This is a genomic window from Nostoc sp. NMS9 (assembly GCF_017114995.1).
Lineage (GTDB): Bacteria > Cyanobacteriota > Cyanobacteriia > Cyanobacteriales > Nostocaceae > Nostoc.
Genome location: NZ_JABXKL010000061.1, coordinates 46,177 through 62,754, shown reverse-complemented (window position 1 = coordinate 62,754; position 16,578 = coordinate 46,177). Strand labels below are relative to the sequence as shown.

General features: G+C 40.7%; 12 protein-coding genes. 4 read left to right on the top strand and 8 right to left on the bottom strand.

Annotated elements, in window-relative coordinates; genetic code table 11:
- Positions 1–24: 24 nt before the first annotated feature.
- Positions 25–1,539: a phenylacetate--CoA ligase family protein gene (locus HWQ40_RS18730; RefSeq protein ID WP_292780259.1), complete on the bottom strand. Its 1,515-nt coding sequence runs from the start codon at positions 1,537–1,539 to the stop codon at positions 25–27.
- A 142-nt stretch (positions 1,540–1,681) separates the two neighbouring features.
- Between HWQ40_RS18730 and HWQ40_RS18725 the strand changes: the two genes are divergently transcribed.
- A complete protein-coding gene (locus tag HWQ40_RS18725) occupies positions 1,682–3,367 on the top strand; it encodes a serine/threonine-protein kinase (RefSeq protein ID WP_292780257.1) in 1,686 nt (561 codons plus the stop codon).
- Positions 3,368–3,549: 182 nt separating this feature from the next.
- Positions 3,550–5,724, top strand: a complete 2,175-nt coding sequence (locus tag HWQ40_RS18720; protein WP_292780254.1) for a serine/threonine-protein kinase — start codon at positions 3,550–3,552, stop codon at positions 5,722–5,724.
- A gap of 127 nt (positions 5,725–5,851) precedes the next feature.
- On the opposite strand, the gene HWQ40_RS18715 is transcribed toward HWQ40_RS18720, so the two are convergent.
- From HWQ40_RS18715 to HWQ40_RS18705, 3 genes are all read right to left on the bottom strand, one after another.
- Positions 5,852–6,733: a TauD/TfdA family dioxygenase gene (locus HWQ40_RS18715; RefSeq protein WP_292780252.1), complete on the bottom strand. Its 882-nt coding sequence runs from the start codon at positions 6,731–6,733 to the stop codon at positions 5,852–5,854.
- A 116-nt stretch (positions 6,734–6,849) separates the two neighbouring features.
- Positions 6,850–7,467: an NUDIX hydrolase gene (locus tag HWQ40_RS18710; RefSeq protein ID WP_292780250.1), complete on the bottom strand. Its 618-nt coding sequence runs from the start codon at positions 7,465–7,467 to the stop codon at positions 6,850–6,852.
- Between the two features lie 107 nt (positions 7,468–7,574).
- The gene (locus HWQ40_RS18705) at positions 7,575–8,777 is read right to left on the bottom strand and encodes a phosphoglycerate kinase (RefSeq protein ID WP_292780248.1); all 1,203 of its coding nucleotides are present in this window, start codon (positions 8,775–8,777) and stop codon (positions 7,575–7,577) included.
- Between the two features lie 89 nt (positions 8,778–8,866).
- Here HWQ40_RS18705 and HWQ40_RS18700 point away from each other — a divergent pair, with 89 nt between their 5' ends.
- Positions 8,867–9,277, top strand: coding sequence for a universal stress protein (locus HWQ40_RS18700; protein WP_099103266.1), 411 nt, complete (start codon positions 8,867–8,869; stop codon positions 9,275–9,277).
- A 544-nt stretch (positions 9,278–9,821) separates the two neighbouring features.
- Here HWQ40_RS18700 and HWQ40_RS18695 read toward each other — a convergent pair.
- Together HWQ40_RS18695 and HWQ40_RS18690 are read right to left on the bottom strand one after the other, a co-directional pair.
- A complete protein-coding gene (locus HWQ40_RS18695) occupies positions 9,822–10,532 on the bottom strand; it encodes a GDYXXLXY domain-containing protein (protein WP_292780246.1) in 711 nt (236 codons plus the stop codon).
- Positions 10,533–10,755: 223 nt separating this feature from the next.
- Positions 10,756–12,177 carry a DUF2157 domain-containing protein gene (locus HWQ40_RS18690; protein WP_292780243.1) on the bottom strand — a complete coding sequence of 474 codons (1,422 nt, stop codon included), beginning with the start codon at positions 12,175–12,177 and terminating at the stop codon, positions 10,756–10,758.
- Between the two features lie 163 nt (positions 12,178–12,340).
- Here HWQ40_RS18690 and HWQ40_RS18685 point away from each other — a divergent pair, with 163 nt between their 5' ends.
- The gene (locus HWQ40_RS18685; RefSeq protein WP_292780241.1) at positions 12,341–13,312 is read left to right on the top strand and encodes an RsmB/NOP family class I SAM-dependent RNA methyltransferase; all 972 of its coding nucleotides are present in this window, start codon (positions 12,341–12,343) and stop codon (positions 13,310–13,312) included.
- A 389-nt stretch (positions 13,313–13,701) separates the two neighbouring features.
- Here HWQ40_RS18685 and HWQ40_RS18680 read toward each other — a convergent pair whose 3' ends face one another.
- Together HWQ40_RS18680 and HWQ40_RS18675 are read right to left on the bottom strand one after the other, a co-directional pair.
- Positions 13,702–16,173 (bottom strand): AAA-like domain-containing protein, encoded by a 2,472-nt coding sequence (locus HWQ40_RS18680; protein WP_292780239.1) that lies wholly within the window; start codon positions 16,171–16,173, stop codon positions 13,702–13,704.
- The gene (locus HWQ40_RS18675; protein WP_292780237.1) at positions 16,170–16,562 is read right to left on the bottom strand and encodes a hypothetical protein; all 393 of its coding nucleotides are present in this window, start codon (positions 16,560–16,562) and stop codon (positions 16,170–16,172) included. The genes HWQ40_RS18680 and HWQ40_RS18675 overlap by 4 nt, the downstream gene beginning before the upstream one ends.
- Positions 16,563–16,578 lie beyond the last annotated feature (16 nt).

Below are 16,578 nucleotides of genomic sequence, written 5' to 3'. Positions count from 1 at the left end.
AGACGCGATTCATCGCGTCTTGTACTATTGACGGGTATAACGATGTTTCACCCCAATAGGGAAATATTCAAAATCACCCATTGGCGCTAATGTAACCTGTGGTGTTTGATATTCTACGGGAACATAATTAGCAAATTCGCTATTTAGACGCAGCAGTTGTGAAAGAATCGAAGATGCGATCGCAAGTCTTTGAGCTTCATTACCTTCTACCCCTAGTGCTAATTCCACAACTATAGATAAAAATCGATTCTTATCTGCGTCTTCTACTACCTGCAACACGAATTTACCTGTCACCCATTCTTGAATTACTGGTTGTTCTAATCCCACCGTTACATTTTCTGGATAGATATTTGCGCCAAAGTAGGAAACTGTAAAGTTAGAACGACCGAAGACGTAAACGAAAGGTAGCTGATGAATACCTCTAGATGATTCTTGAGTGTCAGAATGGAGATTTTCGAGCGGGTTAAATCCCCATTCTGCTAAAAATTGCAGCATGTCGTCATAACTAATTATCCCACCAGTATCCAAGATGTCATAACGCACTAAGGGAATACCGTTATCTCCAGAAAACAGCAATCCGCCATCTTGAACTTCAAAAAAGCGAGTGAAGGGATCGTATTGTACTAGTGTGGGTAAACGCGATTCCCCAAATAAAGCTCTAGCTGCATCGGGATTTTCTGCCAAAAAACGGCGAATATATATACTTAACGGTGTTTCATTACCCAAAACTCCGGCATCCGCCGTGCCATAGAGTGATACAAAATCATAGCAAGGATTTTGTGAACCAACTCTTTCGCCAACTAAACTCCGCCATTCTTCACTAAAGACTTCTCCCGCCATCACTAATTTAATCTGATATTGCTGCCACTCCACACCACGAGCGATACCAGTATCAATCACATCTTTCAAAAATGGCGGGTATCCCAATAACACCACTTGCTCAAAACCTGAACCTAATTCCTGGACAACTCGCAATATTTCTTCTTTATTGTTACCAGGAGTAATTACAGTGATGAGATAACCTTTGCTAGCAAGATAACGACAGCAATTAGTAGTAAACATTCCACCTACCCAAGTGCCTAAAGTGAAACAAATCACTGCTAGAGTACGTCTGGTGTCTGTATAGAAATTATCGTGAAAAATCTGTTCAAAGCGTGTGGCGATTTGGAGTTCATCTGTGAAAAAACGAGGCCAAAATGTCGGTTTACCACTAGAACCTGATGAAGCAGCTATCATGTCGCACTCTTGGAGTTGTCCGTTGCGGCACAAGTCAGCTAAGGGATAACGCAGGATATAATTTTGTTTAGCGATCGCTGGTAATTTCTGAAACTCCTCCAAGGTTTGAATAGTCGCGGGATTAATTTCCCTTTCTGCTAAAAACGCCTTGTAGGCTGGTACATTCGCCGCCACATCGTGAAATAAACTCAAAGCTGCCGAAGTTTGAGTGTTGAGATGCCTTTGCAGTACAGTTTCTAAGGGAGTAGACAAAAAGTCTTCAAATGCTTTAATTACTTGCTGATGTCGTGATTTGCCGTTCATGACGCTTGTTGTTTATCCTGAAGTAGAATCAACACTGTTAAAAATAATTTGTAATTGGTAATTGGTAATTCGTAGAATATCCGAAAATGAGGGTATGCGCGTTGTAGTAATTCAATAAAACCTTAATTTATCCTTCAGCACCATGCAGGTCTATTGCAGTAAACAACACACAAATAATGGTAGTAACCGCTTTTGCACCCATTGTGGTGAGCCATTACCTCTTGCTGTGGGACAGGTTGTGGATAATCGCTATCAAATTATCCGTCATCTAGGGCAGGGCGGCTTTGGACGCACCTATTTGGCGGAAGATATCAATAAATCCCATCAAACCTGTGTGCTGAAGGAATTTGCACCCCAAGTACAAGAAAATCAAGATTTACAAAAAGCTAAAGAGTTATTTGAGAGAGAAGCAAATGTCCTGAAAAAACTCCAGCATCCACAGATTCCACGTTTTCACGCCTCGCTACAAGTGAAGATAGGCACTAAAGATTTTTTCTTTTTAGTGCAAGATTATGTGGATGGTGATAATTACTACCAGTTATTAGAACAGCGTGAAAGTCAAGGAAAAACCTTTAGTGAGGAGGAAGTAATCACCCTCCTGCAACAGATTTTACCTGTGTTATCCTACATCCACTCACAAGATGTAATTCACCGTGATATCTCTCCCGACAATCTAATCTGGCGGCGTTCTGATAATTTGCCAGTGCTAATTGATTTTGGTGGCGTCAAGCAATTGCCAGCTTCTCAGGGGTTTTGGCGCACCAAGTTGGTTGGAAATAACACTTTGCTGGGTAAAAAGGGCTACGCTCCAGAGGAACAACTACGGCAGGGCAAAGCATTTTTCAGTAGTGATTTATACTCTTTGGCGGTGACAACATTAGTGTTACTCACAGGTCAAGAACCGCAGAAATTATACGACAGCTATCAGGGAATTTGGGGATGGGGAAAGGAAATTCGAGTTAGTCCCCAACTGGAAGCAGTGTTAAAAAAGATGCTGGCTTATAGGCCGAGCGATCGCTATCAACGAGCCGAGCAAATCCTCAGAGATTTACCATCACCAACTGCGACTAAATCCCCAGGTAACTATATTACTAGCAAGATTAAGACGATGGTCGTTGCTCCGGGAAGACAACGCGCCAGTGCTGTTATGAGTAGATTCCAGAGGCAAACACAAGCGATTGCTAAACCGAGAACTTTCCCTGTTTGGATTCGCCCTTTTGTGATGAGTTTAGGGGGAACGGCTTTAGTTGGATTAACTTTAGCGGCGGGAAATGCAGCCATTCGGGCCGTAACTTCAATCACCATCCCATCAATTTCATTACCTTCATTACCGCAAATCCCACACTTTCCAACTGGAAAACCAGCCAGTGACAAAGGAAAAAATAGCGACCTCCAGAAAATTATCAGTCGTCGTCAAGAGCTAGAAATTACTGAAGGATTTTTTATTCGCACAGTAGATGATTTATTTTATACAAAAAAACCAGAATTAAAAGGACGTAGCCTGACATCTAAACCTGAAGACGCTGGTTTACGAGATGAATGGTCTGGTATCGCTGACGATTTATTGGATAAACTAGAACAGGCTAACCTCAGTACAGCAGCTCGTCGGAAATTAGGGAACTATAGTCAAAAAGATTACGATACATGGAGACGACAAGCGCGATCGGGGCAGTTTGGGAACTATACAATCGATCAGCTGACCAAAGACACAAATGAAAAATTTGATCGGTTGTTTCCCGATCAGCAGCGTAGGAAACTGAATCAACAGACTTTTGGTCAAATTTGGTTTGCGATCGCAGCCGATCAAGTCAGTAAAGTACAAAAATAGAGTGAGGAGTTAGGAGTGAGGAGTGAGGAGTTATGCATTACGGCAATTTTATTTTTTATAGACCACGGTTTAAGACATGGAGTAGTGTAGTTTAATCAATTGAAAAACGCTACTCTCTACTCTCTGTTAATTATTAACTCCTAACTTTTAACTTCTAACTCCTAATAACTCCTAACTTTTCAATGAATTCAATCTATTGTTCTAAAGGACATGAAAATTCTCCAGGTAGTCGCTTTTGTCTCCAGTGTGGTGAAAATTTGTTGGATACGCCCATGAGTTATAGTATCCAACCGGGACTGACTTTAGGCGATCGCTATGTGATTGTGCGTCAAATTGGCCAAGGTGGCTTCGGACGCACCTATTTAGCTGAAGATGTCAACCGTTTCCGCGAACTTTGTGTTTTAAAAGAATTTTCCCCCCAAGTTCAAACCGCTTACGTTGTCGAAAAAGCTGAAGAACTCTTTGAGAGAGAAGCGAGTGTTCTTTATAAACTGCAACATCCCCAAATTCCCCGCTTCCGGGAACTGCTGCGGCTGAATTTAGGGGGCAAAGAATATCTATTTTTGGTGCAAGATTATGTAGAAGGGGAAACTTACAATTCTTTGTTAAATGCCCGAATACAACAGGGTTTGCGCTTTACAGAGGCGGAAATACGCCAATTGTTCCAGCAAATTTTGCCAGTGTTGGAATACATCCACTCACTAGGAGTAATTCATCGAGATATTTCTCCAGATAATTTAATGCTTCGGACTGTTGACAAACTGCCAGTTTTAATTGATTTTGGCGGTGTCAAACAAGTAGTAGCAACTGTAGCTTCCGAATATTACCAACCTGGTATGGTTGCACCTCCGCCAGCACCAACGTTATTAGGTAAAATAGGATTTGCACCCCCAGAACAAATGCAAACTGGGTTAGTATCTCCCCACAGCGACTTGTATGCTTTAGCAGCAACAATGTTGGTTTTACTGACAGGGAAACAACCCCAAGAATTAATTGATACCTATACTCTCAGTTGGCAATGGCGACGGGAAGTTAATCTGAGTCAAAATTTGGCACAGGTATTAGATAAAATGCTATCTGCTAGACCAAGCGATCGCTATCAATCAGCCCGTCAAGTACTCCAAGCCCTCAACTCACCGCCAGCGAACTATCCACCAACTCAATATCCCACTCCACCACAACCCACATCCGCCACTGTCGCCGTCTCCCCACCTCCCCCACCTTCCCCAACCCCTCCATATCCCTCATATCCCTCATCTTCCCCCTCTTCCTCCTGGTGGACACCAACAAAAACCTTCCTTGTGGCGGCGCTAGTAGTTGGTAGTGTGGGATTAATTTGGTGGGGATTGAATGGCAGGCGCGATGTCGGGCAAGTCGAACCTAACCCTACAGCCAGCCCTACTCCAACTAGCGAACAGCCAACCGATCCTTTAGCGCAATATTCGCCAGCAGAACGAGAACGCAAAGAAAGATTAAGCGATCGCCGTCAACAGTTAGGTATTGACTCTAACTTCTATGTGAACTTGGTGAATCAAGTTTTTTGGGACAGAAATCCCAGTTTACGGGGACGTACTCTCAGCAATGGCCTTGAAGATGAAAGTTTGCGCGCAGAATGGGATAAAACAGCTTCGGAATTGTTGGAAAAGCTTGCACCACTGAGTAATAATGCACGCCAAAAGCTGGGAACTTACACAACTGCCGAACGCGATCGCTGGAAAGTGGAAGTTAACAAAATCAACGTTGGTAGTCGTTCTTTGTATGATTTGGGAGATGCGGCTTTTTTCCGTGTATTTCCTGAGCAACGGAGTAAAAGTTTCCAGGGTCAGCCGATTGGACAAGTTTGGTACGGATTTGTTAGCGATCAACTCAGTGCAATCCTTGCTGGTACAGCTTTCCAGAAACTTGTCTTCGATCCTGGGGCTACTGGCAAAACAGTCAGCAGTACTCTTCAACCTGGTGGTGGTAAAGTATTCATTGCTGGACTTGCCAAAGACCAATCTCTGGACTTGAAGCTAGAAGCAAATTCCCAAGTTTTGTTATCAGTCTATTCACCCTCTGGCAAAATTCGATTTTTAGAAGATTCTACCAAGCGTAGTTTGTCAACGAAATTACCAGAAAATGGATTTTATGAGTTTGTCGTAGTTTCTACAGCAACGAAACCAGTAGATTATCAACTCACTATTACAGCGGAAAATCCCACCCCTCTCCCATCACAAACACCAACGCCCACGGAAACATCCACGCCTACACCAACTTCCACACTAACCCCGACACCCATGCCCACGCAAACTCCCACGCCTATTGAAACTTTCACACCTGAAGCGACACCAATTCCAACTCCTGAGACAACGCCCTAGTAGTCTGTCAAGTTTAAATTGATCGGTAAGCAAGTTCGTAGTAAGGACTTTAGTCCTTAATTTTCTAAGCACTAAAGTCCTTACTACAAACTTTTCATTACTAGCTTAGACATTGTAGTAGTGTCTTTCAACCTGTCTCTACTACACCTAAACGCAACGCGATTCGCTGGTGCTTGGTTGGATCGTAGGGTCTACCTCTGTGCATCACCTGTGAGTTGTCCCAAAAAATAATATCTCCTGGCTGCCAAACATGGGAGTAGACTGGCGTGCAGTCTAGAACAGCCGCAAACAAATCCTCCCAGAAACGTTTTGCTTCCTCTGGTCGATCTTCCATACCAACTGCGATCGCAGTGTCCGAACCTAAATATAATCCCTTTTTACCAGTGACTTTATGAGTAGACACAATGGGATGCAGTTTCCTCGGTACATCAGTCTCTACATTGGGATTTTTAGAAAACATTGGTGGCGAGTGATACATCGACATCTGTTCTAATTGCTGCTGATGTTGAGGATCTAGGTTCTTGTAAGCTTCTACCATATCGAGGAACTCGGTAGTGTGAGGTTGCCCATCTACACCTTCCGGCACTTGTATTCCATAAAGCATCACAACATATAGTGCGTTCATATCTAGTCCCTCTCCACGAGGGAGACCATCTTTATCATGATGCCATTGCCACGCATATTTCCCAGATGGATCGGGAATCGGCCCCTTAGGATTGCCCAATATATAGACATATTGGCTTTGTAAGTCTGGACTAATATCAGGATCTAATGTTTTCGGAGGGCCGCCAAACATAAAATCGCCAAAGGTCTGCTTGGCAAATTCTTTTAATTGTTGTGCAGTCATCTGTTGCTTTCTGACGACTACAACACCATGTTTCCAAAGTGATTCTTTTAATTCACGCGACTCTAGATTTGTGAGACAGTTAAGATTGCAACCGCGCAGGACTTCAACTCCGAGTCTTGGATGGTGCTGGATTGGCTGTTGTTGTTGAGTAATTTGAGTCATTGCTATGCATTTATTTTGGTAGCAAACTATATAGTTAATTAGTGTAGATAGGAAATTTGTGTAGTGGTATTTTACCTAAAAAAGTTGACCAAGTATATTAAATATTTAAGGGGCTGCTAATCAAAGTCTGTCGTTAAATCTGGTTGGCGATAATGTTGAAAAAGTCGATTGATTTGTGCTGGTGTCACACGTCCGAGAGAAAGTTCTGGTAACGCACCTTCAGGGAAAAAACCTACTTCTTCAGTTTCAATACTTGATGATGGAGAACCACCAATAAGTTCACAGTGAAAAAACAGCTTGTAGACATAAAACGGTAATGGTGGATGTCCCTGTTTATTTCTGTCATAGACTGCTAGGAGTTTGATAGCGCGTGCTTGATATCCCGATTCTTCATATACTTCTTTCACAACTGCTTCACTGGGCGACTCGCCAACATCAGCCCATCCACCAGGTAAAGTCCAGCAGCCGTCTACTCGCTCCTTGACTAACAATATAGTATCGTCACGAAAAATTGCTCCTCGCACATCAACTTTGGGAGTTGCATATCCTAGTTCACGGCTAAATAAATCGAGGACATAGCTGTGTTCTACATTTGAGTAAGTAGCCATGATTTCCGTGGCGATCGCTCGTAATTGTTTGTAACGTTCTAGATCATAAACACCTTCAGAATAGGTTAGACCATTTTGAGCGATCGCTTGTAAATTCTGTGCCCATTCCAGCCATTTGGTTTCCACAGTTTTTTCTCCTATCTACATTAGAGGCACACATCTGTGCGCCCCTAACGATGGTTTAATTACCTGAAGATTGCTGTAATGTAGAGACGTTATATGTAACGTCTGTATTAAGCATCATCTAAAGCTGCAATTCCAGGCAATACCTTGCCTTCAAGTAACTCCAAGCTAGCGCCGCCACCGGTGGATATGTGGCTCATTTGATCGGCTAAACCAACCTTTTCCACAGCCGCTACTGAGTCGCCACCGCCGATAATGGTAGTTGTGCCAGTTTTACCGATTTCAGCGAGGGTATGAGCGATCGCTTCCGTACCTGCCGCAAACTTATCAAACTCAAACACACCCATCGGCCCATTCCAAATTACCGTTTTGGTGTCTGCAAGGGCATCTTGGAAAAATTTCACCGAATCTGGCCCAATATCCAAACCCATCCAACCATCGGGGATATTCTCAATGCTAACGGTTTGAGAATTGGCATCAGGAGCAAAATTATCTGCCAATACCACATCTGTGGGAAGCAATAAAGCAACACCCCGTTCTTTAGCCTTAGCTTCCAAAGATTTCGCTAATTCTAGCTTGTCTTCTTCCACCAACGACTTACCAACATTCAAACCACGGGCTTTGTAGAAGGTGAAAATCATCCCACCGCCGATGATCAGCTTGTCACACTTCTCTAGCAAAGTTTCAATTACGCCAATTTTGCTGGAAACTTTGGAACCCCCAATAATTGCCGCCAAAGGACGTTGGGGATTTTCAATGGCGTTTTGCAGATATTGCAATTCCTTCTCAACCAAATATCCAGCCACAGAAGGGCTGAGGAATTTAGTCACACCTTCAGTAGAAGCATGGGCGCGGTGTGCAGTACCAAAAGCATCATTTACATAAAAATCAGCATTAGCTGCCAATTTTTTCGCAAATTCTGGGTCGTTTTTCTCTTCTTCTTTATAAAAACGGACATTTTCGAGTAACAACACTTGGCCATTTTGCAACGCGCCAACTTTAGCTGCAACTTCATCACCAATGGAATCATCAGTTTTAATGACTTCTTGCCCCAGTAACTCAGACAGACGCTTGGCAACGGGAGTTAGGCGTAATTTGTCATCCACACCCTTGGGACGGCCAAAATGGCTGGCGAGAATGACCTTAGCTCCCTTCTGCGTCAAATCTTGGATGGTTGGTAGAGCGGCGCGAATGCGAGTATCGTCAGTAATGTTGCCTTGATCGTCCACAGGCACGTTAAAGTCAACCCGCACTAACGCACGTTTCCCAGAGATATCAGCCGAAGATAAACTTGCTAAACTTTTTTTGGACACACCAAACTCTCCTGATTGCCTTTTTGTTATTGTTTTGAAAGTAGAACCATCAAGATTTTACCGGAGTCAGGGGTACCCAAGTGACAGATATATTTAAGACGGTATTATTTCCTATCGATCAAAGTCGGGAAACGCGGGAAGCTGCTGATGTTGTTACCAACGTAGTCAAAAAGTACGGCAGTCGCTTGATACTGCTGTCTGTGGTAGAAGAACCACCTCCAGACGCGCCTAGTGCAGACGATCCGATGGTGTCGCCAGAGGTAGTTGCGAAACTACTGGAAAATGCCCAATCTTTATTTTCTGGGCAAGGAATTCAATCTGAAACCTTAGAAAGGCGAGGCAAACCAGCTTTTACGATCTGCGATGTTGCTGATGAAATCGGGGCAGATTTAATTATCATGGGCTGTCGGGGGCTAGGTTTGACTGAAGAGGGAGCAGATGATAGTGTTACCACTCGTGTGATTAACCTTTCCCCTTGCCCAGTGTTGATTGTGCCTTAGCAGTGTGTTGCTCAATACTAATTGTAGTGCGATCGCTAATAAAAAGTTCTGCGGTTGTTGTAAAAACGGGGCTGAGGAAGGTTGTCCTAGATTTAGTAGTGCTAAATACAGGCATCAAGTTTTAGCCTTAATCGAGCATTATTGACTTCTGATACCATTTCACCAAATGAAAGATACAAATATTTTCTCCTCTGCTCCTCTGCTTACCTAAATGTATCAACCTTATAGTGAAATGGTATGACTCCTGCCTCCTGCCTCCTTAAACCTTAGTGTTCTGAATTTTTTGATTATTATCTAATTTTCTGATTCCTCCAAAAAGAATAGACCTCTTGTAAAAGTCCCCTAACACCCCACCCCCAGCCCCTTCCCGCCTGCGGGGAGGGGAGACTTTGACGTAAGTCAAAGGCGGGGTGGGGTTCTTTTTTTGATTTATGCAAGAAGTCTAATGACAAACAGAAAATTCTGAGCGTCGGAAGTCGGCGCTCAGAACTTCAAAGACAAACCTGGCGTGGTGTAAACATGCACTGTTTATTTGCCTAACAGTTTAAAAACGATAGTTGCGATCGCGTACCCACATACTAAGTGGCACTGCCTTACCTTGTGGATCTACTTTTGCCTTTACCACAATGGGTGGTACTTGTCCTCTGCGGGCGCGTTGGGCTTGTAAGTCGTTCCGAATCTGCTGCCGTTGGTTTTCTGGGATGTAATATGTTTCCAAGCCGTAGTTAACAGAGCCATCTTGATAAACACCTTTTAAGGCTACTTGGTTGGCTCTTAGAGTTGTGGGGCGATCGCTACTTACTCGTAACGGTCTCCAAGCTCTCGGAACACCGCGACCAGAAGATAATTGCTCTTGCAAAGTCACGTAAATATTGGTTCCTTCAGGCAATCTTCTGCCGCTTCCACGACCTTTGCTGACTAATGTTTGCCAGCCAGGTAGTCTGCTCAAATTTGAGGTACGGGATATGTTGTAATCTAACGCTAAGGTGTTACCTTCGATCGCATTGTTAGGGTCTACAGGTACGGTTTGTAAAATCACCGTCTTACCTGTTACGTCTGTATAAACTGCTTGGGCTGGTACTGCCATAATTAGCCCTGTTTGCAGCGCCAGGGGAGCAAGTAACCGCCAAAAAGGTAAGGGCTTATTCGATTTTTGTTCAGTAGCAATCAAGTAATCCCGAAAAGTCACCTTACTGGAAAATTCGGCTTCAGGAGACAAGGGTTTATTTTTAGATTCAGAAGAAGTATTAGTCATGAGCGTAGTCCTAAAAAGCAGAGGTCTTGAGGAGGTTAAAAGTAACGAGATTAGGACTGACGCAGAGAAACTTAAAAATTTTGATGCACAGAGATTTTTAGTTAGGAGTTAGGAGTTAAGAGTTAGGAGTTAGGAGTTAGGAATCATTCAATTTTAGATTAAGTGAACTTTTCCTGAATTCTGACTCCTGAATTCTGACTCCTGAATTATTTCATCTTTTGCACTACTTTTTACTTGTAGAGCTAGAGCCACCGGGTAGGCGGCGTTCAAACCAGAGTCCAGCGCTAATTAAAGCAGAACCGCACAGAACATAGACCAGCGACTTAAAAAGTAAGTCGGTGTCGTACTCCTGCACGCGACTGATAATTTGCAGTGTTACTAACAGCATACCGCCCCAAAAGGAGCTTCTGTTGCTTAATTTCAATCCTTCTTGAATTAGTCCCCAGGCTAATGTTGCAAGAAGTACATTGAAAATAAAAATGCCAAGTTCATCAATCCGACTGATAGTTTGATGCCAAAAAGGTACTATTGCAATAAAGACAAGAAATGTACTAATGACAGCAGTTGTGAAAATCACTTCGCGGCGCGGAGGGTTATTTCTTTGGCGCAGTAGAAACAACCATTGCAATACCGCCAAGCCACTGAGAATCCCCAAATCGATGATCGGCAGAGACTCGAATAAGTTCGTCAAATTCGTTGGCTGATTATAACTATAATCTGGAGATTCCCAGACCCAACGAAAAGACAAAACGTAAAAGACAATGCCGAAGCATAGCAACGCTAAATTACGCGCTAGAGATTGAAACAATCTGTAATTTATCGTTGGAAACAGTAAGTCATCATAACTCCAGAATAATGCAGGTGGGAGTGCAAAAGCAAAAGATGCCACCCAAGGGGCTATATCAGCATAATTCAGCAGTGGCAGAGGATTAAGGTTAGCTTGTAAGGAACTAGCAAAAACAAAGGCTGCTAGACCAAAAATCCAACGGGATCGACAGAAGTAGGCTAAAGGTACAAATACTAGCCATGCCAACAAAGGCATATGCTGCACTACTAACCGCGACCAAGTTAACTCACCTGAAGCGTACCACAAGTCTTCTAGTCCAGTCCAGTAGCCGATTTCCACAAGGACAATTGACAGAATTCCTAAAGAATTTAAGGACAAACTGAAGGCCATGACTACAACACCGAATCCCCAAGCGAGAAACAGTTGGGAAGTAGAACCGATGATATTGAACATCTGGGCCATCAGCAGTAAATTTGCACCGAAGATGAAGGCGCTTAAAATAAGCAACCCCTCTCCTAGTAGGCGTTTGCTTCGTTCTGGCTTCTTTCCTTCAGGTGGCCTCCAGGTGTAAAATCCAGTGATGGCGATCGCAAAAAACAAACTCATCATCAGAATAATTTTGATTTCTCGCGATCCTCCCTGCCAATTTCCTGATACAAAGGTAATTATGCCTAAGCATAAAAGTATGCTACCGATAGCGATCGCGATCGCTTTATTGCGATCGCGTGCAGCAGCTTCCAGGTTTTTAAATTGATAACGTTCTGCTATCTGCTCATACTGCGAAGAACTAATTAATCCTTCATCCCTCCATAGTTGTGCTTGTTTGCGTAATTTTTCCTGAAAACTATCTAAGAACATGACCTTCTCCGGTGCAGTGGGGTAGCTTGGCCATTGCGATCCCAATGGCGGTCATTATATTTTGAGTATGAAGCCAAAAGCCTTAATTACATTGTTCTTGTGTAACAGTTTGATTTTGATTCAGATACAACGTACTTCTATTAATTCATAATTCATAATTTTCATGGAAAAACCTTCTAATTTATTACTTAAAGTCTCGCGCCGTTTGTTCGCCAATGTAGACAAGCAAGAAAAATTTATCGAGGCTTTAATGAATCCTCAGCCTTTTTTACCTAGTATTCTTTGGTGTCAAGAAAAGCCAGATATTTCACCTTTAGCAGTGGAAACACCAACCTCTTGGCAACCACAATTTATAGACCGCTTATCTCTGGGAGAAAAACCTGGTCAGCATCCCTTGCATGAAAAAGGATATTTCTATTGTTTAGATTTTTCTTCGGTGTTTGCAGCTACTACTTTGTTAGCTATTCCTGAGTCAATGCATTTAGTTTTTGATATGTGTGCCGCACCAGGAGGTAAAAGTATCTTCGTTTGGAGAGCTTTAAAACCTGAATTACTCATCAGTAATGAAGTAATTGGCAAACGTCTAGGAATGCTAATTTCTAATTTGAAGCGTTGCCAGATTAGCCATAGTGCAGTGGTTAATCGAGATTCGAGCATATTTGCCGAAATGTTTCCTGGCTCTAGCAATCTAGTAATAGTAGATGCTCCGTGTACTGGACAATCTTTACTTGCTAAAGGTGAAAAAGCACCCGGATGTTTTCACCCAACTGCTATTAATAAGAGTGCAAATCGGCAAAAGCGTATTATAGCTAACTCTGCTAAAATTGTTTCACCGCAAGGCTATCTTGCTTATATGACTTGCACATATTCGCCTGAAGAAAACGAGCAAGTTTGTGAATGGTTTTTAGAACGTTTTCCCCAGTTTAAAACGGTAGAAATTAGTAATTTAGCCAAATATCAATCGCATTTAACGACGATACCTTGTTATCGGATATTTCCTCAAGATAGGTTAGGTGCTGGTGCATTTACAGTCCTATTTAAAAATACTAATGAGGATGAAGATGAGCCTAAAGAAATAAATTTAAATACAATCTCTTCGCTGTATATCTACCAAAATCTGAAAAAGTCAAGTTAGTTATATTGGTAACATCTAGCAATCTTAAATCATTCATGAATAACGATATCTATACTTTCACGTAAATTTCAATCTGGTTTACTACATTTGTTCACGATAGCAATTCTATCTTTATCTCAAACTTCAGGCTTGGTAACATCGTCGTCATCCTGACAAAAACCGTCACTGCATTGACTTAAAAGTTGCCAAACTTTTAGAAGGTCAAGTGGGAGAATATTTAGACTGTGGACTTTATTTTCTGCCAGAAGACCGCATAGAAACTTACCACAAAGAAAGAACCACAAAGATGTTATCTCACGTCCGGTTTTGTAGACGAGTTGCTCTGGTGACAGGGCGGCTTAGTCACCATGACTGCTCATTTACCTTCTAAACTTGGAGAAAATATTTTTTTAATTACATACAAATGTTTTAAATTTTAAATTTATACATCCAGCTAACAATAATACAGAAACAGAAAATGTGATGCTAACAATTTTGTATCTAAAAAAATCTTTCCCTTTTATACGATATATAATTGTAATTAAGCTTCCTATTATTAAACCTAATATTAACCATGCAATTAGTAAGTTATTTACATTAAAAAATAAAAATGAAGATGACATTAAATCAAATACAATAATAAGAATAGATCCTAACAATTTCAAAATTTTTAAAAAATAGCCTGTTACAATACTAATTATTAATAGAGGTAATATAGATACTACTATTAAATGTAGAAATAGTTCAGATTTAACCTTGCCTAGTATTGGGATAGAACTGAACGCTAAAAAAATAAATAAAATTAAACCTATGAAATAAGATGTTACCCCAAATCTCTCATTTGGTAATATGAAGTTTATAAAATTTTGATTGTCTATGAGTGCAGACTTAAGATAGCAAAAAGTTGTGGACTTTGCATCTATAGCTAAATTAGTAATTAACCAACGAGTAAAAAACATTAATATAGCTGACCAAGAAGCAACTAGTGCAATATTTCCGGCAATTGCTTCCCATTTAATAGGTGTTTGAAAAGTAACATTAACTTGATAATTACCAGCATTTGTAGATATAAAAATTGTATCTTTATACCAACCATACTCTTCTAAGGATGTTGTATTCAATTGTAGGGATAAACTTAATGAAGAGGCTTCAAAATAATTGGGTATTATTTGAATTTGAGCCAAATTATTTGAGACAACGCCTTTCATTATACCAGTAATAGGTTCACAATTTAGTTCTAATAAATTTTTAAAATAAACTTGATTATATATAACATTTCCTAAATTTACTTCTGTCTTATTTATATAAAGTTTAATTGGGTGTACTTTATAATGTACATGGATTTGGCAATTATCATCAACTCCCTCGATTTGAATAACTATGTAACCATTATATTTTCCAGGAACCACATCAATTGTATCTAACTTAATAGATAATATTTTATCTATAGATGAATCAAAAGCGTTGGATATATCTATTCCTGCAAGACAAGGTTCGCATTTTATATTTCCCCATGCAAATCCGCGCCCAATATTATCCACTCTTACATTAATAGTGTCTTTATAACCTACTGGTACCTCACCAATATTTAGTATTTTATTATCATTAATAATAAACTTCGGATATGGATGAACTCCCTCAGATTTACACAGTTCTCGTACAAAGCTCTCTAAGCCTCTGCTCCGTTGTTGTTTATACGAATTGACAATATGCTCTGATACGATTGCTAAATCTGTTCTTCCTTGTCCTACTAACCATCGTTCAAAATAACCAGTGAACAAGAAATCCTCTGCTTCATTAGGGTGCTTATCACATAATTTTATTAACTCTGTAACTGAAGAAGCTTCTTCAGTTTTGAATCTAAAAGTATGTGATTTTAAAGCTTCTTCTAATTTTCGCCTTTCGCGTTCTCGACTCATATCGATAAAGTGAGTATCGTCACTACCCAACTTTTTATCGGCTGCCCATTCTTGAGCATCTCGTAATGCTCGCTCACGTAACAACCAGGATTCATCTTTATTAGAAGCTAACCATGCGTTTAAAGCTTGGCTATACGGGCGTAAATCTGCTAATACTTTTTGAATCCAGTCTAAATTAAAAACTTTTTTGTAAATTAAGTTGTAAACTTTTAATTTCCTATGTTGCTGAATAACTAAGCCTGACAACATTATTTCTATTTTTACATCGCTTTTATTATCAATTACCTCTCCCTCTTGTAAAACTTGCTGATATACTTCTAGTAAGTAACCAGCTTGTTGTTCATCTCTAAGAGTTCTGTCTCGAATAGTTCGTAAATGCTCTGGTTCATCTTGTGATTCCCAGTTTTCAATAATACGTGAATCTACTACTTGTTCAACTGAGCGAGGGTTTTCTTTTTTAGATTCTTCAACCATAAGTTGACATAATTTTTGAGTTAAAAATGGTTGCCCTCCCGTCCATTTTAAAATTTCCCTCATCACTGCGTGGGGTTCAGAGAATTTTTCATACAACCCCTTTTCTAATGCTTGAACTTCTTGTAATTGAAAGCCATTAAGATGGATAGCTTTACCAATATTAAATGGAGTACGTTTTTTATCCTGTATTAAATTGCTGGGTGATGCAACTCCCAACAAACAGAAACTAAGGCGATTATAGTCAGGATTATCAACACGTTTATTATAACAAGAACGCACAAAAGCAAAAAAATCATCTGTAGGAAAATCAAGACTTAAAACACTGTCTATTTCATCAATAAAAATAACAATATGCTCTTTAATTTCAGTCAGCAATATTTTTTCTATAAAAATTCCAAAACGCTGTAAAGGTGAATTTAATTGATTATTTAGCCACCAGGATTTAAATTCAAAATTTGAATCAAAACTATCAATAAGCTTAACAATCAAGTCTGCATACCAGGTTTCCTGGGTTGCACTTTCGCTCTATAGCATCTTTCCTCAATGGGAGGTCGTTGAATATATATACTTGCGTCTGCTTCTAGTCCAGAACTATCAGTAGCTTGCAACTGTTGTTCAATTGCATTCAACCTGTCAGCAAGCTCCTCCAAACTGCGTTCCTCTTCCTGAAGCTCCTGTTTAAACTGAAACTTCCGGGATGGATCTGTTTCAACAATCCGTGCTTTTCGTATCTCAGCTACTTTTTCACTTTGGAGTGCATGGGCTTTTTCAAGTGAGTCTCTTTCTTGTTGTAATCTCTGTCGTTGGGTTTGTGATTGGGAAGGATTATTTAATGCCACTGTCTGCTTATATTGTCTCCATAAGTGTGATATCAGCATAAAAGCAAGGTTTTGT

Excerpts from the sequence above, each read along its gene's own strand:
- HWQ40_RS18685 (WP_292780241.1), top strand. The coding sequence starts at position 12,341 with ATGGAAAAACCTTCTAATTTATTACTTAAAGTCTCGCGCCGTTTGTTC.
- HWQ40_RS18730 (WP_292780259.1), bottom strand. The coding sequence starts at position 1,539 with ATGAACGGCAAATCACGACATCAGCAAGTAATTAAAGCATTTGAAGAC.
- HWQ40_RS18690 (WP_292780243.1), bottom strand. The coding sequence starts at position 12,177 with ATGTTCTTAGATAGTTTTCAGGAAAAATTACGCAAACAAGCACAACTA.
- HWQ40_RS18725 (WP_292780257.1), top strand. The coding sequence starts at position 1,682 with ATGCAGGTCTATTGCAGTAAACAACACACAAATAATGGTAGTAACCGC.
- HWQ40_RS18675 (WP_292780237.1), bottom strand. The coding sequence starts at position 16,562 with ATGCTGATATCACACTTATGGAGACAATATAAGCAGACAGTGGCATTA.
- HWQ40_RS18715 (WP_292780252.1), bottom strand. The coding sequence starts at position 6,733 with ATGACTCAAATTACTCAACAACAACAGCCAATCCAGCACCATCCAAGA.
- HWQ40_RS18720 (WP_292780254.1), top strand. The coding sequence starts at position 3,550 with ATGAATTCAATCTATTGTTCTAAAGGACATGAAAATTCTCCAGGTAGT.
- HWQ40_RS18695 (WP_292780246.1), bottom strand. The coding sequence starts at position 10,532 with ATGACTAATACTTCTTCTGAATCTAAAAATAAACCCTTGTCTCCTGAA.